This window comes from Roseomonas haemaphysalidis (genome assembly GCF_017355405.1).
GTDB classification, from domain to species: Bacteria; Pseudomonadota; Alphaproteobacteria; order Acetobacterales; family Acetobacteraceae; genus Pseudoroseomonas; species Pseudoroseomonas haemaphysalidis.
In genome coordinates, this window is the sequence record NZ_CP061177.1 from 1,929,436 (window position 1) to 1,951,006 (window position 21,571).

Annotated in this window: 17 protein-coding genes and 1 tRNA gene; 7 read left to right on the plus strand and 11 right to left on the minus strand. The window is 72.6% G+C overall.

The features are described from left to right. Positions 1–64: 64 nt before the first annotated feature. From IAI59_RS08900 to IAI59_RS08935, 8 genes are all read right to left on the minus strand, one after another. A complete protein-coding gene (locus tag IAI59_RS08900; protein ID WP_207416189.1) occupies positions 65–1,198 on the minus strand; it encodes a PA0069 family radical SAM protein in 1,134 nt (377 codons plus the stop codon). A 104-nt stretch (positions 1,199–1,302) separates the two neighbouring features. After that, a complete protein-coding gene (locus IAI59_RS08905; RefSeq protein ID WP_237181096.1) occupies positions 1,303–1,917 on the minus strand; it encodes a LysE family translocator in 615 nt (204 codons plus the stop codon). A gap of 5 nt (positions 1,918–1,922) precedes the next feature. Further along, entirely contained in the window at positions 1,923–2,465 is a 543-nt protein-coding gene (moaB, locus tag IAI59_RS08910; protein ID WP_207416190.1) for a molybdenum cofactor biosynthesis protein B, read from the minus strand. Positions 2,466–2,543: 78 nt separating this feature from the next. Beyond that, complete coding sequence (locus IAI59_RS08915) at positions 2,544–4,175, minus strand: diguanylate cyclase (RefSeq protein ID WP_207416191.1); 1,632 nt, start codon at positions 4,173–4,175, stop codon at positions 2,544–2,546. Positions 4,176–4,179: 4 nt separating this feature from the next. Continuing rightward, positions 4,180–4,572 (minus strand): response regulator, encoded by a 393-nt coding sequence (locus tag IAI59_RS08920; RefSeq protein ID WP_207416192.1) that lies wholly within the window; start codon positions 4,570–4,572, stop codon positions 4,180–4,182. After that, positions 4,569–7,088: an ATP-binding protein gene (locus tag IAI59_RS08925; RefSeq protein ID WP_207416193.1), complete on the minus strand. Its 2,520-nt coding sequence runs from the start codon at positions 7,086–7,088 to the stop codon at positions 4,569–4,571. Before IAI59_RS08925 ends, IAI59_RS08920 begins: the two co-directional genes overlap by 4 nt. A 190-nt stretch (positions 7,089–7,278) precedes the next feature. Beyond that, on the minus strand, positions 7,279–9,114 hold the full coding sequence (locus IAI59_RS08930; RefSeq protein ID WP_207416577.1) for a lytic transglycosylase domain-containing protein: 1,836 nt from the start codon (positions 9,112–9,114) through the stop codon (positions 7,279–7,281). A gap of 142 nt (positions 9,115–9,256) precedes the next feature. After that, the gene (locus IAI59_RS08935; RefSeq protein WP_207416194.1) at positions 9,257–10,114 is read right to left on the minus strand and encodes a uracil-DNA glycosylase; all 858 of its coding nucleotides are present in this window, start codon (positions 10,112–10,114) and stop codon (positions 9,257–9,259) included. Between the two features lie 89 nt (positions 10,115–10,203). Between IAI59_RS08935 and IAI59_RS08940 the strand changes: the two genes are divergently transcribed. Continuing rightward, on the plus strand, positions 10,204–11,832 hold the full coding sequence (locus tag IAI59_RS08940) for an electron transfer flavoprotein-ubiquinone oxidoreductase (protein ID WP_207416195.1): 1,629 nt from the start codon (positions 10,204–10,206) through the stop codon (positions 11,830–11,832). A gap of 12 nt (positions 11,833–11,844) precedes the next feature. On the opposite strand, the gene IAI59_RS08945 is transcribed toward IAI59_RS08940, so the two are convergent. After that, on the minus strand, positions 11,845–12,573 hold the full coding sequence (locus tag IAI59_RS08945) for a Tat pathway signal protein (protein ID WP_207416196.1): 729 nt from the start codon (positions 12,571–12,573) through the stop codon (positions 11,845–11,847). Positions 12,574–12,771: 198 nt separating this feature from the next. Between IAI59_RS08945 and IAI59_RS08950 the strand changes: the two genes are divergently transcribed. The 4 genes from IAI59_RS08950 to IAI59_RS08965 all read left to right on the plus strand — a co-directional run bounded on the left by IAI59_RS08950 (position 12,772) and on the right by IAI59_RS08965 (position 15,955). Continuing rightward, positions 12,772–14,463 (plus strand): tetratricopeptide repeat protein, encoded by a 1,692-nt coding sequence (locus IAI59_RS08950; protein WP_237180556.1) that lies wholly within the window; start codon positions 12,772–12,774, stop codon positions 14,461–14,463. A 10-nt stretch (positions 14,464–14,473) separates the two neighbouring features. Further along, entirely contained in the window at positions 14,474–15,328 is an 855-nt protein-coding gene (locus IAI59_RS08955) for a 4-(cytidine 5'-diphospho)-2-C-methyl-D-erythritol kinase (protein WP_207416197.1), read from the plus strand. Between the two features lie 21 nt (positions 15,329–15,349). After that, a tRNA-Gln gene (locus IAI59_RS08960) sits at positions 15,350–15,424 on the plus strand. Between the two features lie 36 nt (positions 15,425–15,460). Then, positions 15,461–15,955 (plus strand): GAF domain-containing protein, encoded by a 495-nt coding sequence (locus IAI59_RS08965; protein WP_207416198.1) that lies wholly within the window; start codon positions 15,461–15,463, stop codon positions 15,953–15,955. A gap of 6 nt (positions 15,956–15,961) precedes the next feature. Here the strand turns inward: IAI59_RS08965 and IAI59_RS08970 are convergent, their stop codons facing one another. Together IAI59_RS08970 and IAI59_RS08975 are read right to left on the minus strand one after the other, a co-directional pair. Continuing rightward, entirely contained in the window at positions 15,962–16,273 is a 312-nt protein-coding gene (locus IAI59_RS08970; RefSeq protein WP_207416199.1) for a hypothetical protein, read from the minus strand. Between the two features lie 161 nt (positions 16,274–16,434). Further along, complete coding sequence (locus tag IAI59_RS08975) at positions 16,435–18,021, minus strand: ABC transporter substrate-binding protein (RefSeq protein WP_207416200.1); 1,587 nt, start codon at positions 18,019–18,021, stop codon at positions 16,435–16,437. A 158-nt stretch (positions 18,022–18,179) separates the two neighbouring features. Here IAI59_RS08975 and IAI59_RS08980 point away from each other — a divergent pair, with 158 nt between their 5' ends. Beyond that, entirely contained in the window at positions 18,180–19,142 is a 963-nt protein-coding gene (locus IAI59_RS08980) for a tripartite tricarboxylate transporter substrate-binding protein (protein WP_207416201.1), read from the plus strand. Between the two features lie 294 nt (positions 19,143–19,436). Further along, a complete protein-coding gene (locus IAI59_RS08985; RefSeq protein ID WP_207416202.1) occupies positions 19,437–21,563 on the plus strand; it encodes a putative bifunctional diguanylate cyclase/phosphodiesterase in 2,127 nt (708 codons plus the stop codon). Positions 21,564–21,571 lie beyond the last annotated feature (8 nt).

The window sequence follows — 21,571 nt, forward strand, 5'->3', positions numbered from 1 at the left end:
TCGGAAAAACAGCCAGAAAGAGAAGAAGGGGTCCGGGGAATTCTTTCCCCGGCCTTCTCGCCCATCAGAACAGCGCCAGCTGCGTCGCCTCGCCCGGCCGGTGCGGCACGCTGAACAGGTCCGTCCGCAGCCCGGTGACGCCGGTGTGCCCCTGCATGGTGGGGTCCAGCCCCAGCCGCTTCACCGCCACCGAGAAGCGGCGGGCCAGCATCTCGGCATAGGGTCCGCTGCCGGTCTGGCGCTGGCCGAAGCGGCTGTCATAGGTCTGGCCGCCGCGCGTCTGGCGCACCAGGGCCATCACCTTGGCGGCGCGCTCGGGCATGTGGGTGTGCAGCCAGGCCTCGAAGATCTCGCCGATCTCCAGCGGCAGGCGCAGCAGCACGTAGCCGGCGCGGGTGGCGCCGTGGCTGGCGCCGCGTTCCAGGATGCGCTCCAGCTCCATGTCGTTGACGGCCGGGATCATCGGCGCGGCCAGCACCGCCACGGGGATGCCGGCGGCGGCCAGCTTCTCCACCGCGTCCAGCCGCCGCTCCGGCGTCGCCGCGCGGGGTTCCAGGATGCGCGCCAGCCCGCGGTCCAGCGTGGTGACGGACAGGCACACCCGCGCCAGCCCGCGTTCCGCCATGCGCCCCAGGATGTCGATGTCGCGCACCACGTTGGCCGATTTGGTGACCACGGCGACGGGGTGGTTGAAGCGGTCCAGCACCTCCAGCACCGCGCGCGTCAGCTTCAGCGTGCGTTCCACCGGCTGGTAGGGGTCGGTATTGCTGCCGAGCGCGATGGTGGCGGGCTGGTAGCCCGGCTTGCGCAGCTGCGCTTCCAGGAGCTCGGCGATCTGCGGCTTGAACAGGAGCTTGGTTTCGAAGTCGAGCCCCGGCGAGAAGCCGAGATAGGCATGCGTCGGCCGCGCGAAGCAATACACGCAGCCATGCTCGCAGCCCCGGTACGGGTTGATGGAGCGGTCGAAGCCGAGGTCCGGGGAGTTGTTGCGCGCCAGCGCCGTGCGGCTGCTGTCCTTGATCAGCGTGGTGGCCAGCGGCGGCAGGTCCGCCTGTTCCTCTTCCCAGCTGTCCCAGCCGTCGTCGAAGGCCACGGTGCTGTGGCGGTCGAAGCGGATGGCGGGGTTGGTGGTGGCGCCGCGCCCGCGCCGGGCGCCGTGCAGCAGGGCCGAGGCATCGTGGATGCTACCTTCCGGCATGCTGGCGTTCCCCCTTCGTTCGGCCTCACCCTGTCCGATCGGAGCTGACAGAGTCAAGAACATCAATAGAACGATTGGTTAACAACCCAGGCGCGAGGCCCGCGTCACCGGCTGAGCGCCAGCTTCACCCCGAAGCCGATGAACACGCCGCCTGTCAGCCGGTCCAGCCACCGCACCACCGCCGGCCGGCGCAGGACGCGGCCCAGCGGCCGGGTGGCGCCGATCAGCAGCGCGCACCACAGCAGCCCCATCAGCACGTGCAGGCAGGCCAGCCCGAAGGTCCAGGCGCCCGGCGCCATGCCCGCCGGCACGAACTGCGGCAGAAAGGACACGTAGAACACGCCGATCTTGGGGTTCAGCAGGTTGCCCAGCAGACCGCGCAGAAACCAGGCGCGGCCGCTGGCCGCGGCGGCCTCCGCGCCGTGCTGCATGCTGCTGCGCGGCCGCAGCAGCATGCGCAGCCCGAGCCAGCACAGATAAGCCGCGCCCGCCCAGCTCAGCAGCGCATAGGCCAGCGGCGCCGAGTTCAGCAGCGCCGCCAGCCCCACCGCCACCGCCGCCCCCCACACCAGGCAGCCGAGGCCGATGCCCAGCGCCGCCAGCGCCGCGCGGCGGGTGCCTTCCACCGTGGCGGCGCGCAGCACCAGCGCGGTGTCCACCCCCGGCGTCACGGTCAGCAGCCCGGCGGCCAGCACAAAGGCGAGCAGCGAGGCCGCCACGGCGCTCAGCCCGCCGCCTTCAGGTGTTCCTGCAGCCGCGGCATCAGCTCCACCAGGTTGCAGGGCTTGTGCCGGGCGTCGAGCTGAAAGCGCAGGATGTCGTCCCACGCGTCCCGCACCGCGCCGGAGGAGCCGGGCAGGGCGAACAGATAGGTGCCGCCCGCGACCCCGCCCAGCGCGCGCGACTGCATGGTGCTGGTGCCGATCTTGGCGTAGCTCAGCATGCGGAACAGCTCGCCAAAGCCGCCGATCTCCTTGTCCAGCACGCGGGCAAAGGCCTCGGGCGTCACGTCGCGGCCGGTGATGCCGGTGCCGCCGGTGGTGATGCCCACGTCCACCGCCGGGTCCGCCACCCAGCGGCGCAGCACCGCCTCGATCGCATCCGCCTCGTCGCGCACGATGCGGCGGGACTGCACGTTGTGGCCGGCCGCCGCGATGCGGTCGGCCAGCAGCTGGCCGGACTTGTCCGTGGACAGGTCGCGCGTGTCGGACACGGTCAGCACGGCGATGTTGACCGGCACGAAGGGCAGGCTCTCGTCGATCGGCATGGGAAGGCTCCTCCTGTCACGGGGGAGATTCGCCCGCCCGGCCCGGATGTCGAGAGGTTTCTTGGCGCGGCGCGCGGCTCAGCCCGGCCCGCGCACCTGATTCCGCCCCGCCCGCTTGGCGGCGTAGAGCCCGGCATCGGCCGCGGCGATCAGCGCCTCGGCCTCGGCATGCGCGCCGCTGCCGGCGACGCCCGCGCTGAAATGCACGCGGAACGGCGCCTCCGCCCCCGCGAAGGGCGTTTCGCCGAAGCGCTCGCGGACGCGGTCCAGCCGCGTGGCGGCGGCCTCGGGCGGGGTGTTGGGCAGCAGCACGGCGAATTCCTCGCCACCGTAGCGGCCGATCACGTCCGTGCGGCGGAGCTGCTTCTGCAACGCCCGCGCCAGGCCGCGGATCACCCGGTCCCCCACCAAGTGGCCGTGCGTGTCGTTGACCGACTTGAAGTGGTCGAGGTCGATGATGCCGAGGCTCAGCACGCTGCCTTCCCGCGCCGCGCGCTCCAGCTCCAGCGCCAGGCGTTCCTTGAAGCGGGCGTGGTTCAGCAGGCCGGTCAGGCTGTCGCTTTCCATCACCGCGCGCAGCGCCCGCGCGCGCTCGGCGCGCAGCCGCACCAGCGTCACCAGCCGGTCCAGCTCCACGGGCTTGGGGATGAAGTCGTCGCCGCCCAGGCGGCGGGCCATGATCTGCCGGCCGCTGTCCTGCTCGGCGGACAGGAACACGATGGGTACGGACAGGTGCCGCCGCGTTTGCCGGATCACCCGCGCCAGCTCGATGCCGTCCACCTCCGGCATCTGCACGTCCATCAGGATCAGGTCCGGGTGGGCGGCGGACAGCGCCTCCATGGCGCGGGATGGGTCGCTCACCACCGTCACCACCATGCCGGCACGGCGCAGCGCCAGGGCATAGGCCTCGGCCAGCAGCGGGTCGTCATCCACCACCAGGATGGAAAAGCGCGCCTCGTCGCCGCGCGCGGCGAAGTGGTCCAGCCAGTCGGCCAGCTCGTTCACCGCCAGCGGCTTGGCCACCACGGCGGCCACGCCGGCACGCGCCGCCGCCAGCCGCGCCGCGAAGCCGCCTTCCTGCGCCAGCAGGATCACCGGGCAGCGGCCGGCCAGGGCGGCGCAGATCGCCGCGGCATCGGGCAGGGCGTCGTCCACCACCGCGGCGGTCAGGCGCCCGGGGGGCAGGTCCTCCAGCGCGTCGCCGTCGCGTGCCAGGTGCAGCGGGTAGCCGAGGTTGCCGATGATGGCCGCCAGCTCCGCCTGCTCCTCCGGCACCGCGAACAGGTAGATGCCCTCGGCCCCCTCGGCCGTGTCGGTGGCCGCGGCGTCCGGCTCGGCGCCGCCGCCCGCCTCGGGGCCGCCGGCCCAGGCGTCGCGCACGGCATCCACGAAGCGCGTGGTCTGGCTGCGCCGGTCGGCGCCGGGCGCCTCGGCCTCGGCCAGCCCCAGCAGCATCACCTCCAGCGGCGCGGCGGCGGCCGAGATGCCGGGAAAGCCGAAGGTGCCGCCGGCGCCGGCCAGCCGGTGCGCGCTGGCGGCCAGCGCCCGCGCGTCCTGCCGCGCGGCGGCGCCCCAGCCCGGCAACGCGGCCAGGCGGGACCAGCCTTCCACCACCTCCGCCACCCGCTCGCCCAGGCGCTGCACGCCCTCGGCCCGCAGGCGGCGCAGCGCGTCGCGGATCTCGCCCTCGGGGCTGCCGGTCGTGTCCATGCCGTCAGGCATCCTCCCGCCGCTCCCAGATGCCGCGCACGGTGGCCGACAGCGTCATCGGGTCGAAGGGCTTGGAAATCACGTCCAGGCTGCCGAGCGAGCGGTAGTGCGACACCTCGTGCGGCTGCACCTTGGCGGTCATGAACACCGCCGGCGTGCTGGCCGTCGCTTCCAGCTGGCGCAGCCGCGCCAGGGTGGTCGGGCCGTCCATGCCGGGCATCATCACGTCCAGCAGCAGCAGCTGCGGCGCGAAAAGCTCGGCCTTGCTCAGCGCTTCCTCGCCGGAGGCGCAGGCTTCCACGGTGAACTTGCCCACCATCTTGAGCGCGAAGGTGGCGACTTTGCGCACGTCGGCATCGTCCTCGACATAGAGGATGCGGGCGAGGGGGGTGGTCATGCGGTCGGTGTCTCCGTTGCCGGCGGCAGGCTCTCGATCAGGTGGCGGATGGTGTTGTGCAGCTCGCGGTTCTCCGTGCGGCTCTTGACCAGCGAGGCGGCGACATGGCGCGCCGTGCCCGGGTCGTAGTCGCTGGCCGAGAAGATCAGCACCGGCGGCGGCTTGGGCAGGTGGCGCAGCTCTCCCAGCAGGTCGAGCCCGCTGCCGTCCGGCAGCCCGACATCGACGATCACCAGCGCGAAGTGCGGGTCGGCGGCCAGGATCGCGCGCGCGTCGGCCAGGCTGCGGGCAGGCACGATCTCCGCCTCGTCGCCCATCACGGCCGCCACCACGCGGACGATGTCGTGGTCGTCCTCCACGTGCAGGATGCGCGCGCCGCCGTCGCTGCTGTGCAGCGCATGGCGCAGCGCGTCGCGCAGGCGGGACTGGTCGATCGGCTTGTCCAGCCAGTCCACCACGCCCACCGCGTCGCCGTTCAGCTGCACCCGCCCCTGGTCGGCGATGGCGGAAATCACGATCACCGGCAGCGCCCGCCCGTCCGGCCGCTGGCGCAGGCGGCGGAACAGCGACAGCCCGTCCTCGTCCGGCAGCATCAGGTCCAGGGTCAGCGCGTCGAAATGGCTGCGGTCCAGGCTTTCAAAGGCCTCGCTGGCGTCGCGCGCCACCTCGCTGTCCCAGCCATGCTGGCCCAGGATGCGGCCGAGCAGCAGCGCCACGTCGGCGTCGTCCTCCACCACCAGGGCGCGGCGGCGCGGCTGCTCGCGCCCGTCGGCCGCGGGGCCGGCGGCGGGGGCGGGGCGGATCACCCGCTCGGCCAGGCGCGGCAGGCTGAACCAGAACAGCGTGCCGCCCCCCGGCGCGTCCTCGAAGCCGATGGCGCCGCCATGGTGCTCGACGATCGCCTTGCTGATGGACAGGCCCAGCCCGGTGCCGCCCTTCTGCCGCACGTCGGAACTGTCGGCCTGGGCGAAGCGCTGGAAGATGCGGTTGCGGAACTCGGCCGGGATGCCGCGCCCGTGGTCGCGCACCCGGAACACGACGTCGCCCGCTTCCACCGTCACGCCGGCCTCCACCGTGCCGCCGGGGGGCGAGAACTTGGCGGCGTTGGACAGCAGGTTGGCCAGTACCTGCTGGATGCGGGCCGCATCGGCGTAGACGGCCGCCTCCGCCGCGCCTTCGCGCGGCAGCAGGCGGAAGTCCACGCCGAACTGCGCCCCATAGGCGCGGTTGGATTCCACCGCCTGCTCCAGCAGCCGCGCGGCCGGCTGCCGCTCGCGGCGGAACTCCAGGCGGCCGCTTTCGATCTTCTCCATGTCCAGGATGTCGTTGACCAGCAGCACCAGCCGCTCGCTGTTGTTGTGCGCGATCTCCAGCAGCTCGCGCACGTCCTCCGACACCTCGCCCGCCACGCCGCCGACCACCAGGCCGAGCGAGGCGCGGATGGAGGTCAGCGGCGTGCGCAGCTCGTGGCTGACGGTGGACACGAACTCGCTTTTCAGCTGCTCCAGCCGCCGCCGCTCCGTCACGTCGCGCAGCACGCAGACGGAGGCATCGCCCCCCGCCTCGCTGTAGCGGCCGATGGAGATCTCGGCCGGAAAGCTGCTGCCGTCGGCGCGCAGCGCCAGCACCTCGCGGCCGTGGCTGCCATAGGCCGGCACGAAGTCCAGAATGGGGCGGCCCACCATGTCGGCGGCGGGCAGGCCGAACTGCTCCGCGGCGGCGGCGTTGGACACCGCCACCCGGCCGCCGTCGCGCACCAGCAGGATGGGGTCGCGCGCGTGGTCCAGGATGGATTGCAACCGCTCCTGGCTTTCCGCCAGCGCGGCATTGGCGGCCTCGGCCGCGCGCTGCGAGCGGGCGAGGTCGTCATAGCGGGCGGCGGAGCCGCGCAGGTGGCGGTACAGCGCCCACAGCCCCAGACCGCTGGACAGCACGGCGCAGCCCAGCAGCACCACGAACAGCAGCGACAGCCGGTCCGCCACCTCGTCGGCGCTGCGCAGCCGCTCGTCCAGCAGGCGGCGCTCGGCGGCGGTCACGTCGCCGGTCAGCGCCAGAAGGCTGCGGCGCAGCGTTCCCGCCTCGCGCACCAGCCCCGGCAGGTCGGGGGCCAGCACGCGCTCGCGCCGCACCAGACTGTCGCGCAGCCGGTTGTCCAGCTGGCGGAAGCCGGCCAGCAGCGCCTGGGCGCGGCGCTGCTGCGTCGGGTTGTCGGTGGTCAGCGCCACCAGGTCGGCCGCCGCCTGGTCGCCGCGCACCAGGGCGGCATCCATGGCCGCCACCTGCCGCGCCTCGCCGCCGGTCAGCGCCTGGTTCCGCTCGGCGATGGCTTCCAGCATGCTGGCCTCGGCGGCCTGGGCGGTTTCGATCACCTGGTGGGTGTGGTCCACCAGCGCCCGCTGGCGCACGCCATCGCGCAGCACCCACCAGCCCGTGGCGCCGCCCGCCACGAACAGCAGGATCAGCAGCCCGGCGGCGACGGCCGTGGCGGCGCGGATGTTGATGGATTGGATCGGCATGCCGTCGTGGCCCCTTGCAGCGCCCCGGGCAGCCGATGGCGGCTTTGAGGGGTATCGGGCGGGACTATGCACGCGGACAGCGACGCCGCAACATGTTTGCACGCATGAAGTGCAATCATGTTACCTCTGGAGAAAATTTCTTACGATTCAGCGTGGTGGCCGGCGGGCGCCGCAGCGCCCGCCAGCTAGCTCACCGGGCGGCCGCGCGGCGCAGGCCCGGCGGGTCGCCACGCCCGGCCACCGCCGTCGCGGCGTCGGGGTGGAAGCGCGGAAAGGCACCGCTGGCCAGGGCATCCAGGCTGGGCGCCGGCAGGCCCAGCCGGCTGGCATAGATCCAGGAATACGCCAGCACGCGCTGCACATAGGCCCGCGTCTCGCCCACCGGGATCGCCTCGATGAACATGAACGGGTCGCCGCGATAGGTGGCGGCGGGCGACCAGCGCGCCACGTTGCCCGGCCCGTTGTTGTAGGCCGCCAGCGCCTTGATCAGGTCGCCGTCCACCGTGTCGGTGGACACCAGGTGGTGCAGGTAGCGCTGCGCCATTTCCAGCGAAAAGGCGGGGTCGTTGAGCCGCCCCACGCCGGCGCCGCGCAGGCTGGGGTCGCCCGCGATAAAGGCGGCGGTGGCGGGCATGATCTGCATCAGCCCGCGCGCGCCCGCGGGCGAGACGGCGCGCGCATCGAAGCGCGATTCCTGCAGCGCCAAGGCGTAAAGCAGCGCGGGGTCGATGCTGAAGCCGCCGGACGGCTTCAGCGCCGGCAGCGGAAAGCGGTCGAAGTCGCGCGGCCGGCCGTCGCTGGTCTGCGCCAGGCCGGCCACCTGCGCGGTCAGGTCCGTCATGCCCGCCGCGCGGGCCACGGCCAGCATGGCGCGCTGCAGGCTGGGGTTGTTCTGCGCCACGGGCCACAGGCGGCGCAGCTCGCCTTCCGCGCGGTCCTTCTGGCCGATCTGCAGCAGCGCCAGCGCGCGCCAGCCGGCGGCGGTTTCGGCCAGCGCCACGCCCTCGGCCTCGCCGGCAATCTCGCGTTCCCAGGCGAAGCCGGGCGCGAGGCCCAGCACCCGCCGCGCGATCAGCCCGTAGAAGGTGCGCGGCTCCTGCGCCGCCTGCAGCATCCAGGGCACGTAGAGCTGCGGGCGGCGGGTGCGCACGGCGGCGCGCGCCGTCCAGAAGGCGGCCGCCGCGCGCAAGGCGGGCGGGCCGATCTCGGCGCGGGCCGCGGCCTCGAACTGCGGCAGCGCGCGGTCCGGGCGGCCCAGGCCCCAGGCGGCCAGCCCGGCCACGAAGGCGGGGTGGGCGATGGTGGGGTTCTGCCGCGCCACTTCGGCCGCCAGGCCATAGGCCTCCTCGTCGCGCGACTTGTGGAACAGCGCCAGCGCCACCTCGCCGCGCAGCAGCGCGGCATAGGTGCCGGTGGCGCCCTTCGAGATCGCGGCCAGCGCGCCATCGGCGTCGCCGTCATAGGCGCGGGCGCGCACCAGGCGGTCCAGCCGCGCATCGCGCTCGATGCCGCGGCTGGCGGGGTCGCGCTCCTCGGGCACCGCGTCGGCGTCCGGCGACAGGGCGTTGTCGATCGGCGCCGGCGGCTGCGGCGCGCCCTGCGGCAGGCGGCGGCGCAGCGCCGCGTGCATCTGCAGCGCGTCCGGGTGGTCGGCGTATTCGGCCAGCCAGCCGGACAGCTCGGGCAGCGTCGGCTCGGCGCCGCCCGGGCGCAGCCAGCGGTCGGCCAGCACGTGGCCCATCAGCCGGCGGTCGTCCAGCCGCTCGGCTTCACGGATGGCCGTTGAAATCTCTCCCCGCGCCTGGAGATCGAAGATGCGGCCCAGCCGGGCTGCATCGGACGGGGCCAGGACCTGCGGCACGCCCGCCACCCCGCGAGGGGAGGTGGGGCGCGGCAGGCTCATCGCCCGTTCGGCGGGGGCGAACTCTGCGGCCCCTTGCGACCACGCCGGTGCCTGAACACCGAGGGTGGACGTCGCCACCACGCCGAGGCCGAGCAGGGCCAGGGCGGGGCGGCGCAGGGCCATGGGGCAGATCGCTTGCATGGCGGGGCAGCGTTACCCACCGGAGCCCGGTGGGCGCAATGCCGAACAGCGAGGCAAATCCCGCGCCATGAGACGAGGCGCGCATTAACAGGGGCGTAGGGGCCGACGTTCCTTCACGAATTCGTTATTCTTTGGGTGGCGCGGGCTGCCGGGCGGCGTCCAACTGGCGACGCAGCAGCAGCAGGTCGGCCCAGGAGTCGCGCTTGGCGGCCGGGTTGCGCAACAGGTAGGCCGGGTGCCAGCTCGGCAGCGCCGGCAGGGGGCCGGCCTCGCCCTGCAGCTCGTGCCAGCGCCCGCGCAGCCGCGTGATGCCTTCCTTGGTGCGCAGCAGCGCCTTGGCCGACACGCCGCCCAGCAGCAGCACGTGGCGCGGCCGCGCCAGGGCGATGTGGCGCAGCACAAAGGGCAGAAACAGGGCCACCTCGGCGTCCGTCGGGTTGCGGTTGCCGGGCGGGCGCCAGGGCAGGATGTTGGTGATGTAGAAGGCGCCGTCCGGCTCCCCGGCCTTCCGGTCCAGGCCGATGCTGGCCAGCATGCGGTCCAGCAACTGGCCGGACACGCCCACGAAGGGTTTGCCCTGCCGGTCCTCGTCCGCGCCCGGCGCCTCGCCGATGATCATCACCGGCGCACCGGCCATGCCGTCGGAAAACACCAGGTTGGTGGCGGTTTCCCGCAACGGGGTGTCCACCTGGGCGATGGCCTCGCGCAGCGCGTCCAGGCTGTCGGCCGCGGCGGCCAGGCTGGCGGCGGCCGGGGCGGCCGGCTGCAAGGGCCGCGCGGCGGGGCGGCGTGGCCGGGCCGCGCTGGCGGCGGGCGCGGCGGGTGCCTCGGCCGGCGGCGGGGCGGGGCGGGGGGGCGGCGCGGCGAGGCGGTCCAGCGGCGCCTCGCCCAGCGCCTCGTCCACGCCCCAGTCCAGCTGCAGCCGCAGCGCCGCCAGCAGGGCGGCGGCCTCGGGGCCGGGGGCGGGGGGCGGGGCGTTCATGCCGCTGATATCGGTCCACGCCAGGGTTCCGCGCAACCCATGAACCGGTTAAGCCCTGTGCGGCGGGAACGAACCGGGAAGGACAGCGCATGAGCGAACGGGAAAGCATGGAATTCGACGTGCTGGTGGTGGGCGCCGGCCCGTCCGGGCTGGCCGCCGCGATCCGCCTCAAGCAGGTGTCGCCGGACCTGTCCGTTTGCGTGGTGGAAAAGGGCTCCGAGGTCGGCGCGCATATCCTGTCCGGCGCGGTGATCGAGCCGCGCGCGCTGGACGAGCTGCTGCCCGGCTGGCGCGACGCCCCGCCCGCCCTGGCCACGCCCGCCGGCGACGACAGCTTCATGTTCCTGACGGAAACCCGCGCCTTCAAGCTGCCCACCCCGCCGCAGATGCACAACCACGGCAACTACGTGGTCAGCCTGGGCAACGTGTGCCGCTGGCTGGGCGAACAGGCCGAGGCGCTGGGCGTCGAGATCTACCCCGGCTTCGCGGCGTCCGAGACCATCATCGAGGACGGCCGGGTGCGCGGCGTGGTGGCCGGCGTCATGGGCATCGAGAAGAACGGCGAGCCGGGCCCCAACTTCCAGCCCGGCATGGAGCTGCGCGCCACCTACACCCTGTTCGGCGAGGGCTGCCGCGGCTCGCTGACCAAGCGCCTGGAAGCCGAGTTCAACCTGCGCGACGGCGTGCAGCCGCAGACCTACGCGCTCGGCATCAAGGAGCTGTGGGAGATCCCGGCCGCCGCGCACACGCCTGGCAAGGTGTGGCATTCCGTCGGATGGCCGCTGAAGTCGGACACCTATGGCGGCGCCTGGCTTTACATGTTCGGCGAGAACCTGGTGTCCATCGGCTTCGTGGTCGGGCTGGACTACCCCAACACCTTTCTCTCGCCCTTCGACGAGTTCCAGCGCTTCAAGACCCACCCCGAGGTCCGCAAGATGCTGGAAGGCGGCAAGCGCGTCGCCTACGGCGCCCGCGCGCTGAACGAAGGCGGCCTGCAATCCATCCCGAAGCTGGTGTTCCCGGGTGGCGCGCTGATCGGCGACACGGCGGGCTTCCTGAACGTGCCCAAGATCAAGGGCACCCACACCGCCATGAAGACCGGCATGCTGGCCGCCGAGGCCGCCGCCGCCGCCCTGGCGCAGGGTGAGGCCGCGCCCGCCGTGCTGGACGGCTATCCCGCCGCGCTGCGCGACAGCTGGGTGTGGAGCGAGCTGCAGGCGGTGCGCAACATCCGCCCCGGCTTCGCCAAGTGGGGTCTGTATGGCGGCATGCTGAACGCGGCGGCCGAGACCTACCTGTTCCGCGGCAAGGCGCCCTGGACCATGGGTCACCACACCGATTACGGCGCCACCAAGCCCGCTGACCAGTGCGCGCCGATCAGCTACCCCAAGCCGGACGGCAAGCTGACCTTCGACCGCCTGTCCTCGGTGTTTCTGAGCAACACCAACCACGAGGAAGACCAGCCGGCGCACCTGAAGCTGCGCGACCCTGCGCTGTGGAAGCCGGAGAACTGGGACCGCTACCGCTCGCCCGAAAGCCGCTATTGCCCGGCCGGCGTGTATGAGGCGGTGGGCGTGGAGGAAGGCGAGCCGCGCCTGGTGATCAACGCGCAGAACTGCGTGCACTGCAAGACCTGCGACATCAAGGACCCGCGCCAGAACATCGACTGGTGCACGCCCGAAGGCGGCGGCGGGCCGAACTACATCGGCGGCATGTAGCCGCCGCCCGGCTCAGGGCCAGGGGATCTCGGAGCGGCCGCAGGCGGAGATGTTGCGCCGCTCCTGGATCCGCCCGGCGCCCAGCACCACGCGGATGTCCACCTCGCAGCCGCCGGTGACGCTGACCGGGCGGCTGGCGCCGGCGGCCAGGGTGTCGCGCCCCAGCCGGTCGCGGCCCCAGTTGTCGTCGCTGCTGGACGACACATAGAGCTCCTGGATCGTCTCGCCCGTGCGGTTGACGAAGCGGAAGGAGGCGTTGCCCGCCCGCCCGCTGCCGCCCCCTTGCACGCTGCCGCCGGAGCCGCCGCCGGAACGGGGCGGCGGCGCGTCGTCGCCCCGGCTGACGCTGCCGCCGGCACCGCCATCGGCCGTCTCGATCGTGCCGCCGGCGCCGCCGCCGCGGTCGGCGCGGCCATTGGGGTTGGTGAAGATGACGCGGTCGGTGCGGCAGGCGTTGACCTTCATCTTCTCCTCTTCCTGCCCGCCCTCGTAGGTCACCTTGATATCCAGCTCGCAGTCGCGCGCGGCGGGGGTGACGCGCACTTGGTCGCCGGCCGACAGCGTGGTGCGGCCCAGGATGTCGCTGCCCCAGTCGGACAGGCGCGACGGCGAGACATAGGCCCGCTCGATGGTCAGGCCGGAGTTGTTGACCAGCCAGAAGCGGTTCTGCGCCATGGCGGGCGCGGCTGACAGCGCGCTGCCGGCGAGCATCAGGGCCAGGACAGTCAGGATCGAACGCACGGAACTCTCCTTGAGAGCGGGTGGGGGGCGCGAGGCACGGCAAGCGGCCCGGAACCGGGGGATCGGGCCTGGCTTCGTGTAACATCATGCGGCGAAGCCACCGCTGCGGGGAAGGGGGCGCGCGGTGCCAAGCGCGCGAGTCCGGCGGTTTCCCATGGGCGTTTCCAGAGCGGGCGAAATGGCCCTAACCTCCTGTCCATGGTCGTTCTCCTCCTCCCCCGCCGTGCCGCCCTTCTCGCCGCCGCCCTGCTGGCCGGCTGTGCCGCGGGCGGTGCCCCGGATTCCGGTGCCCCCGGCGGCCGGGCCCCGGGGCGGATGAGCGCCTCGGGCGCCTATCTGGCCGGCAGCTACGCCGTCAGCGAAACCGACACCGCCGCCGCCGCCGACCTGCTGCTGGAAGCGCTGCGGCAGGCGCCCGAGCAGCCCGAGGTGATCAACAAGGCCTTTCTGGCCACCGTGCTGGACGGCCGGCCCGAGGCCACCCGCGTGGCCCGCCAGCTGCCCGACAACGAGCTGGCGGCGCTGCTGCTGGCCGGCGCCGACGCCCAGGCCGGGCGCTGGGAGCGGGCCGAGACCCGGCTGCGCGCCATGCCGCGCCAGGGCGCGGGCGCCGTGCTGTCGCCGCTGCTGCTGGCCTGGGCGCAGGCCGGCCGCGGCAACACCGACACGGCGCTGGCCACCCTGAAGCCGCAGGTGGAAGGCTCGCGCCTGTCTGGCCTGGCCGCGCTGCACGCCGCCATGATCGCCGACCTGGGCAACCGCCCGCGCGAGGCGGACCGGCTGATCCGCGTGGCGCTGGCCAACACGCCCGAGGTCAACCTGCGGCTGGTGCAGATTTCCGCCGGCATCCTGGGCCGCGCCGGCAAGGAAGCGGAAGCCATGAAGCTGGTGGAAAGCATCTCCACCGGCAGCGACGATCTGGCCATGCTGGGCACCCCCGAAACCCGCCGCCGCATGCTGACCGAGCGCGCCGTGGCCTCCCCCGTGGAAGGCATGGCGGAAGCCGAGCTGGCGCTGGCCGCGGCGCTGCGCGGCCAGGGCGGGCCGGAACTGTCGCTGATCCTGGCGCGGCTCGCCTTGCGGCTGCGGCCCGACTTCACCCCCGCCAAGCTGGTCGCCGCCGAGGCCCTGGCCGACCAGAAGCATGCCGAGAACGCCCTGGCGCTGCTGCAGGACATCCCGCGCGACGACGTGCTGCTGCCGGCCGTGATGCTGCGCCGCGCGACCCTGCTGGACCGCCTGAACCGGCCGGACGAGGCAATCGCGGTGCTGCGGGAGCTGTCGGCCCAGCGCCCCGCCGCGCCGCAGCCCGCCGCCCGCCTGGGCGACCTGCTGCGCGTCCGCGGCCGCTTTCCCGAGGCGGTGCAGGCCTACGACCAGGCGCTGAGCCGCGCCGGCGACCAGACGCCCGCCAGCTGGCCGCTGCTGTATGCCCGCGGCATCGCGCTGGAGCGCTCGGGCCAGTGGCCGCGCGCCGAGGCCGACTTCCAGCGCGCCCTGCAACTGGTGCCGGAACAGCCCTACGTGCTGAACTACCTGGGCTACACCTGGGTGGAGCGTGGCGAGCACCTGGCCGAGGCGCGCGGCATGCTGGAACGCGCCATGGCGCTGCGCCCGCAGGACGGCAACATCGCCGACAGCCTGGGCTGGGCCCTGTTCAAGCTGGGCGACCTGCCCAACGCCACCAAGTGGCTGGAAAAGGCGGCCGAGCTGGAATCGCGCAACGCCACCATCAACGACCATCTGGGCGACGCCTACTGGGCGGCCGGGCGGCGGCGCGAAGCGGTGTTCCAATGGCGCCGCGCCCTGACGCTCGACCCCGAGCCCGCCGAATCGCCGCGCATCGAGGCCAAGCTGCGCGAACGGGAAGCCATCCCGGCGTCCCGCTGAGCATCCCGCCGTGCTGCAAGCCGCGCCGGCCAAGGTGAACCTGTTTCTGCACGTCACCGGCCGCCGCGCCGATGGCTATCACCTGCTGGATTCGCTGGTGGTGTTCCTCGCCGCCGCCGATTCGCTGCACTGGGCGGAGGCGCCGGCGCTGTCGCTGTCGCTGGACGGGCCGGAAGGCGGCGCCCTGCGGGCGGAGCCGGACAACCTGGTGCTGCGCGCCGCCCGCCTGCTGGCCGAGGCCACCGGCGTTTCGCCGCGCGGCTTCCTGCGGCTCGACAAGCACCTGCCCGTCGCGTCGGGCATCGGCGGCGGCTCGGCGGATGCCGCGGCGGCGCTGCGGCTGTTGTGCCGCGCCTGGAACGTGGCGGTGCCGCCGGATGCCATGGCGGCGCTGGCGCTGCGGCTCGGGGCCGACGTGCCGGTGTGCCTGGCCAGCCGGCCCGCGCGCATGGAGGGGGTGGGGGAACTGCTGGGCCCGGCGCCGGCGCTGCCACCCGGCCTCGGCATGGTGCTGGCCAACCCGCGCGTCGCCCTGGCCACCCCGGCGGTGTTCCGCGCCCGCGCCGGCGGCTTTTCCCCCCGCGCCGCGCTGCCCCCCGGCTGGGCCGACGCGGCGGCCATGGCGCGCGACCTGTCGGCCTGCCGCAACGACCTGGAAGCCCCCGCCATCGGCCTGTGCCCGGCGGTGGGCGAGGTGCTGGCGGCCCTTCGCGCCTTGCCCGGCTGCCTTTTGGCGCGGATGAGCGGCTCCGGCGCCACCTGCTTCGCGCTGCTGCCCGACGCCGCCGCGGCCACCGCCGCCGCCACGCTGCTGCCGCCGGAATGGTGGCGTTGGGGAGGGGGGCTTTACGAAACCCCCGCCTGACGCTTATTCAGCGGCAGCCGGTGGGGCGTAGCCAAGCGGTAAGGCAGCGGTTTTTGGTACCGCCATTCCCAGGTTCGAATCCTGGCGCCCCAACCAGCGCTCCGGCGCTGATCCCGCTGAAAGCCATGCCCCATGTTCGAACTGCGCGCTTCCACCGCCACCGATGCCGCCACGCTGCATGAGGAGCTGGCCGGGATGCTGTCGGCCCTGCTGGCCGGCGAGCGCGACCCGGTCGCCAATGCCGCCAACACCTCGGCCCTGCTGTTCCAGATGTTGCCGGACCTGAACTGGGCCGGGTTCTATTTCCTGCGCTACGGGGGCGAGCTGGTGCTGGGCCCCTTCCAGGGCAAACCGGCCTGCGTGCGCATCGCCTTCGGGCGCGGCGTCTGCGGGGCCGCGGTGGCGCGCAAGCAGTCCATGCTGGTGGAGGACGTGCACAGCTTTCCAGGCCACATCGCCTGCGACGCCGCGTCCCGCTCCGAACTCGTGGTGCCGCTGCTGCGGGACGGTGAGGTGCTGGGCGTGATCGACCTGGACAGCCCGCGACCGGCCCGCTTCACCCCCGCCGACCAGGCGGGGCTGGAGCGGGTCGCGGCCCTCTACGTGGCGGCGTCCGCCACGCCCTGATGCCCGTCAGATGAACTGGCTGCGCAGAAAGCCCAGCGCCGGCAGCGGCTTCCAGGCCCGCGGCAGGTCCGCCCGGCGGATGGCCGACACGCTGTAGTTTGGCATAGGCATGGCGGAGGAGCGCAGGAACCCCGCATAGGCGCGCACCTGCTGTTCGCGCCATTGCCGGTCGGCATCCGCCGCGGCGCGGTTGGCATAGATCTCGGCGATGCGGTTTCGGCGGCCGACCGAGGCCACCACCGCCCAGAGCTTGGCTTCGCGCGAACCTTCCAGGCTCACGACCTTGTCGGAAAAGCCTTCGGCGGGCGCCTGGCTCATCTGCGGGTGTCCTTCCGCCCGGCGCTGCCGGTGTGGTGGTCGGCTGTCGCATCCATCCGGCAAATCTGTGCCCGCCCCCCGCGCCATGCAAGGGCGGAGTGCCGGCCGGCGCGCCTGGCGCCGGCCGGGCCAGGGGAAAGGCCAGGGGAAAGGCCAGGGGGTCAGGCCAGGAACACGTCGTCGTAGCTGGCGTGGTCGCCGGTGCCGAGCTGCACGGCGTTGCGCAGCCGCTTGTCGGTGACGGTGGGGTAGTTCACCTCCACCACCCACAGCAGCGGCATCTCGTCCACCAGGATCTTCTGCACCTCCGAGAAGGCGCTCCGCCGGGCCGCCTCCGTGGCGCCGGTGCGGGCGGCGGCGAACAACTCGTCCACCCTGGGGTTGGAATAGCCGGCGGTGTTGGTGAACAGGATCTTCTGGATGTTGGAGGACACGTAGGAACGCTCCACCCCCAGCGTCGGGTCGCCGTATTGGTACAGCACGTTGGAGGTCGATTCGTAGTCCCAGTTGGCGATGCGCGACGCCCAGGTGCCCGCATCGGTCGATTCCAGCGTGACGTCGAAGCCGACCTGGCGCATCGCCTGGCGGAAATACTCGCCCATCCGGTTCCAGATCTCGCCATAAGGCGGGATCACGTATTTGAAGCTGCCGCGGATGCCCTGGGCATTGGCGCGCACCCCCGCCTCGTCCAGCAGTGCGCGCGCCTTCGCCACGTCGAAGGGCGCCAGCTTGGCGTCCGCGTCATGGAAGCGGGTGGTGGAGCTGACCGGGCCGGTGGCCGGCTTGCCCAGGCCGAACCACAGCCGGTTGACAATGAAGTTGCGGTCCAGCGCCATGCTCATCGCCTGCCGCACGCGCTTGTCGTCGAACGGCTTCACGCGGTGGTTCAGCTCGAACCAGAACAGCGGGGAGAAGTATTCCCAGCCCTTGGTGGTGACGTCGAGGTTGGGCGCCTGGCGCAGCGCCGGGATGTCGAAGGGCTCGATGTCGGTGGCCGTGCTCATCTGCACCTGCCCGCCCTCGATCGCCAGCCGCCGGCTTTGCCCGTCCGGGATCACCCGCCACAGGATGCCGTCCAGGTAGGGCTGACCCGGTTTCCAGTAGTCGGCGAAGCGCTCCATGCGCAGGAAGTTGCCGCGCTGCCATTCCACAAAGCGGAACGGCCCGGTGCCCACCGGCTTCAGGTTGGCCGGGTTGGTGCGGATGTCCGTGCCGTCGTAGACGTGCTTGGCGACGATCGGCAGCGCCGTGGCGTCGAAGCACAGCAGGAACGGCTGGAACGCCTGCTTCAGTACGAAGCGCACGGTCAGCGGGTCCGGCGCCGTGGCTTCCGCGATGCCCGCCAGCACGCCGCGCAGGCGGGGCGCGATCTCGCGGTTGAAAGTGGTCACGGAATAGATCACGTCATCCGCCGTGAAGGGGCGACCGTCGTGCCACTTCACGTTCTCCTGCAGCTTGAACACGTATTCCAGCCCGTCGGGGCTGACGGTCCAGCTTTTCGCCAGCTCCGGCAGCGGTTCCAGGCTGGGCGAGAACTTCAACAGCCCCTGCGTCATCTTGGTGCCGCAGATCAGCGTCGGCGTCTGGTTGTTGACGCCGATCTGCAGGATCGGCGGCTCGGGGTTCAGGATGACGTTGAGCACCCCGCCGCGCTTGGGCTGGATGCCCTGGGCCATCGCGGCCGTGGCAGACAGGAGCACCGGGGCGGTGGCGGCTCCGGCAAGCAGGTGGCGGCGCGTCATGGGCATGGCGGCATCTCCGGCTGCGATGGAACCGTTGACGCTACGCATCATTCCGCGCTGCGGCAAACATTGTTGTACGGCGCTCCGGGGCCGGGGCGGGGCGCGCTTGACCGCCCGGCGGGGCGCTGCCTAGCCTCGCCGGCGGCGGCAGCGAAGGGACGGGGATGACGGCAGCGGTGGGCCGCAGGGCACTGACCCTGGGGGGCTTCCTGGCCCTGGGCGCGACGGCCGCGCGGGCCGCGCGGCCGGTGCGGCTGGTGGTGCCCTATGCGCCCGGCGACGGGCCGGACCTGTTCGCGCGCCGCTTCGCGCAGGGCATGGCCGAGCGCATCGGCCTGCCGGTGGTGGTCGACAACCGCCCCGGCGCCGCCACCATGATCGGCACGGAATACGTGGCGTCCGCGGTGCCCGATGGCCTGACCCTGCTGCTGGCCACCTCCACCACCTTTGCCGCCAACCCGCACCTGTTCCGCCAGCTCAACTATTCCATCGCGCAGTTCCAGCCCATCACCCTGCTGGTCCGCGTGCGCCTGGCGCTTTACGCCAGCACCGGCTTCGGGGCGCGCGGCATGGCGGCGGTGCTGGCCGGCGCGCGGGCGGCGCCGGACCCGCTGCAATACGGCATCACCGCGCGCGGCGATGCCACCCACCTGGCGGGCGAGGCGCTGCAGCAGGCCGCCGGCATCGTCCTGCAGGACGTGCCCTACCGCGGCACCGCCCTGATGCAGCAGGGGCTGCTGCGCGACGACATCCCGCTGGCGATCGACGGCATCGGCGCCTACCTGAACCTGCTGGGCAAGGGCCGGGTGAATGCCATCGCCGTCACCGGCGCGGCGCGCGTGGCGGTGCTGCCGGACACGCCCACCTTCGCCGAGGCGGGCATCGCCGAGCTGGGGCGGCAGCCCTGGTACGGGCTGCTGGCGCCGGCCGGGCTGGACCCCGAGGTGCTGGCCGACCTGAATGCCGCCGCCGTCGACACCATGCGCGCCGCCGGCCTGCGCGACGCGCTGGCGCGGCAGGGGGCGGCGGTGGAAACCCAGTCCCCCGCCGCGTTCGCCACGCTGATCGCCGAGGAAACCGAGGCCTGGGGCGCCATCATCCGCCGCGTTGGGCTAAGCATGGATTGAGGTTGCCGACGTGGTCACCACGGCACGCGAAGGTTGCAATGCCGGGGCCTGGGACCTGTCATGTGGCGCCTGAGGCACAAACCAGTTTCATAGCTTTGCACCTGCCTTGAAAAAACTCTATGAGAGGTGATCCTGTCGGTGGTCCGGCCCAGCGCTGCGCCGGTCGCTGACGTGTCGGCCCGTGGCGTCCGTGCGAACCAAGGAACTGCGTAGTATGGCCCATCGGCGGACACGGCATGATGCCACGCATCGATGCGCGGCATGGCTGCCGCGGCGTGTACGCGGAGCGTTCCCTTGCCGCTGATCGCCATCATCGACGACCAGAGCACCAACCGCCGCATCTACAGCATGCTGGTCCGCTCCTGCGGGCCGGACATGGAGGTGCGCGACTTCGCGGACCCGCTGCTGGCGCTGGAATGGATGGCGTCGAGCCGCCCCGACCTGATCATCACGGACTACCGCATGCCTGGCATGGACGGTGCCGACATGGCGCAGGCCGTGCGCTCCATCCCGCACTGCCTGCACACGCCGGTGATCGTGATCACCGCCTATGACGAGCCGAACTTCCGCCTGCGGGCGCTGGAAGCCGGCGCCAGCGACTTCGTGCAGACGCCGATCCGCCATTCCGACTTCCAGGGCCGCGTGCGCGCCATGCTGGACGGCCAGGTGGCGCCGCCGCCGCCGCCGCTGCCCGTGCCGGAGGCGCCGCGCCCCGGCCTGCCGCCGGCCGCCTTTCCCCTGATGCAGGTGGACGGGCTGATGCAGGTGATCGGCACCATCCCGGCGCTGATCTCCGTGTCCGACCTGCAGGGCGTCTGCCAGTTCGCCAACGCCGCCTTCGCCAAGCATGTCGGGCTATCCGCCGCCGAATGCGTCGGCCGCCCGGTGGTGGAGCTGATCCGCGACCAGGAAGGCCGGCGCGTGGCGCTGAACCGCCTGGTGATGGAGCGCGGCGAACAGCTGCCGAGCTACGAGGAAAGCGTGGCCGACCCGGACGGCGTGCCGCTGACGCTGCTCACCACCAAGTCGCCGCTGCGCGACGCCGAGGGCGCGGTGGTCGCCATCCTGACCACCTCCATCGACATCACCGACCAGAAGAACGCGCAGTGGCACCTGCAGCACCTGGCCGGGCATGACGCGCTGACCGGCCTGCCCAACCGCTCGCTGCTGACGCGGCGGATCGAGAGCAGCCTGGCCCAGGCGGCCCAGGCGGGGGAGCAGGGGGCGCTGCTGTTTCTCGACCTCGACCACTTCAAGACCGTGAACGACTCCCTCGGCCACGTGTTCGGCGACCAGCTGCTGGTGGCCGTGGCCCGCATCCTGCGCGACAACGTCGGCCCGCGCGACACCGTGGCCCGCCTGGGCGGCGACGAGTTCGCCATCCTGCAGGAAGGCATCAACGGGCCGGGCGACGCGGCGGCGCTGGCCGGGCAGATCGGCCACGCGCTGAGCCAGCCGCTGAACCTGCGCGGGCACAGCATCAACATCAGCTCGTCCATCGGCATCACCATGTTTCCGCAGGACGCCAACGGCAGCGACGAGCTGTTGAAGAACGCCGACCTCGCGATGTACGGCGCCAAGGCCGAGGGCCGGCACGGCCACCGCTTCTTTTCCATCGAGCAGCGCCGCAAGGTGGAACACGCCCAGTCGCTGGACACGGGGCTGCGCGAAGGGCTGCGGGCCAACGAGTTCCTGCTGCACTACCAGCCGCAGTTCCACCTGGGGAGCGGCCGCGCCACCAGCGTCGAGGCGCTGATCCGCTGGCAGCGCCCGGGCCACGGGCTGGTTTCCCCCGGCACCTTTCTGCGCGCGGCCGAGGACAGCGGCTTTATCGTGCAGATCACCGAATGGGTGGTGCGCCAGGCCTGCGCGCAGATGCGCGCCTGGATGCAGCGCGGCATCGCGCCCGACCGGGTGGCGATCAACGTCTCGCCCACGCTGTTCCGCCGCCTCGACATGCACCGGCTGGTGACGGAAGCCGCCCGCACCGCCGGCGTGCCGCTGTCCATGCTGGAGCTGGAGCTGACCGAGGGGGTGATGATGGACCGCTCGGCCGCCACGCTGGAAACGCTGCACGCCCTGCGGCGCGACGGCGTCAGCCTGGCGCTAGACGACTTCGGCACCGGCTTCTCCTCGCTCGACTACCTGCGGCGCTTCAAGGTCAACCGCATCAAGATCGACCAGTCCTTCGTGCGCAACCTGCCGCAGAACGGGGAGGACGCGTCCATCGTGCGCACCATCATCGGCCTGACCCACGGGCTCGGCCTCCTGGTGGTGGCCGAGGGGGTGGAAACACAGGAGGCGCTGGACTTCCTCCGGGCCGAGGGTTGCGACGAGGTGCAGGGCTTCCACCTCGGCCGCCCCTGCGGCCCGGACGACTGCGCGCAGAATTTCCTTGTCCTGCGCCGGGCCGCCGGCTAGCGCCGGAG

Excerpts from the sequence above, each read along its gene's own strand:
- IAI59_RS08900 (WP_207416189.1), bottom strand. The coding sequence starts at position 1,198 with ATGCCGGAAGGTAGCATCCACGATGCCTCGGCCCTGCTGCACGGCGCC.
- moaB (WP_207416190.1), bottom strand. The coding sequence starts at position 2,465 with ATGCCGATCGACGAGAGCCTGCCCTTCGTGCCGGTCAACATCGCCGTG.
- IAI59_RS08915 (WP_207416191.1), bottom strand. The coding sequence starts at position 4,175 with ATGGACACGACCGGCAGCCCCGAGGGCGAGATCCGCGACGCGCTGCGC.
- IAI59_RS08920 (WP_207416192.1), bottom strand. The coding sequence starts at position 4,572 with ATGACCACCCCCCTCGCCCGCATCCTCTATGTCGAGGACGATGCCGAC.
- IAI59_RS08925 (WP_207416193.1), bottom strand. The coding sequence starts at position 7,088 with ATGCCGATCCAATCCATCAACATCCGCGCCGCCACGGCCGTCGCCGCC.
- IAI59_RS08930 (WP_207416577.1), bottom strand. The coding sequence starts at position 9,114 with ATGGCCCTGCGCCGCCCCGCCCTGGCCCTGCTCGGCCTCGGCGTGGTG.
- IAI59_RS08935 (WP_207416194.1), bottom strand. The coding sequence starts at position 10,114 with ATGAACGCCCCGCCCCCCGCCCCCGGCCCCGAGGCCGCCGCCCTGCTG.
- IAI59_RS08940 (WP_207416195.1), top strand. The coding sequence starts at position 10,204 with ATGAGCGAACGGGAAAGCATGGAATTCGACGTGCTGGTGGTGGGCGCC.
- IAI59_RS08950 (WP_237180556.1), top strand. The coding sequence starts at position 12,772 with ATGGTCGTTCTCCTCCTCCCCCGCCGTGCCGCCCTTCTCGCCGCCGCC.
- IAI59_RS08965 (WP_207416198.1), top strand. The coding sequence starts at position 15,461 with ATGTTCGAACTGCGCGCTTCCACCGCCACCGATGCCGCCACGCTGCAT.
- IAI59_RS08970 (WP_207416199.1), bottom strand. The coding sequence starts at position 16,273 with ATGAGCCAGGCGCCCGCCGAAGGCTTTTCCGACAAGGTCGTGAGCCTG.
- IAI59_RS08975 (WP_207416200.1), bottom strand. The coding sequence starts at position 18,021 with ATGCCCATGACGCGCCGCCACCTGCTTGCCGGAGCCGCCACCGCCCCG.
- IAI59_RS08980 (WP_207416201.1), top strand. The coding sequence starts at position 18,180 with ATGACGGCAGCGGTGGGCCGCAGGGCACTGACCCTGGGGGGCTTCCTG.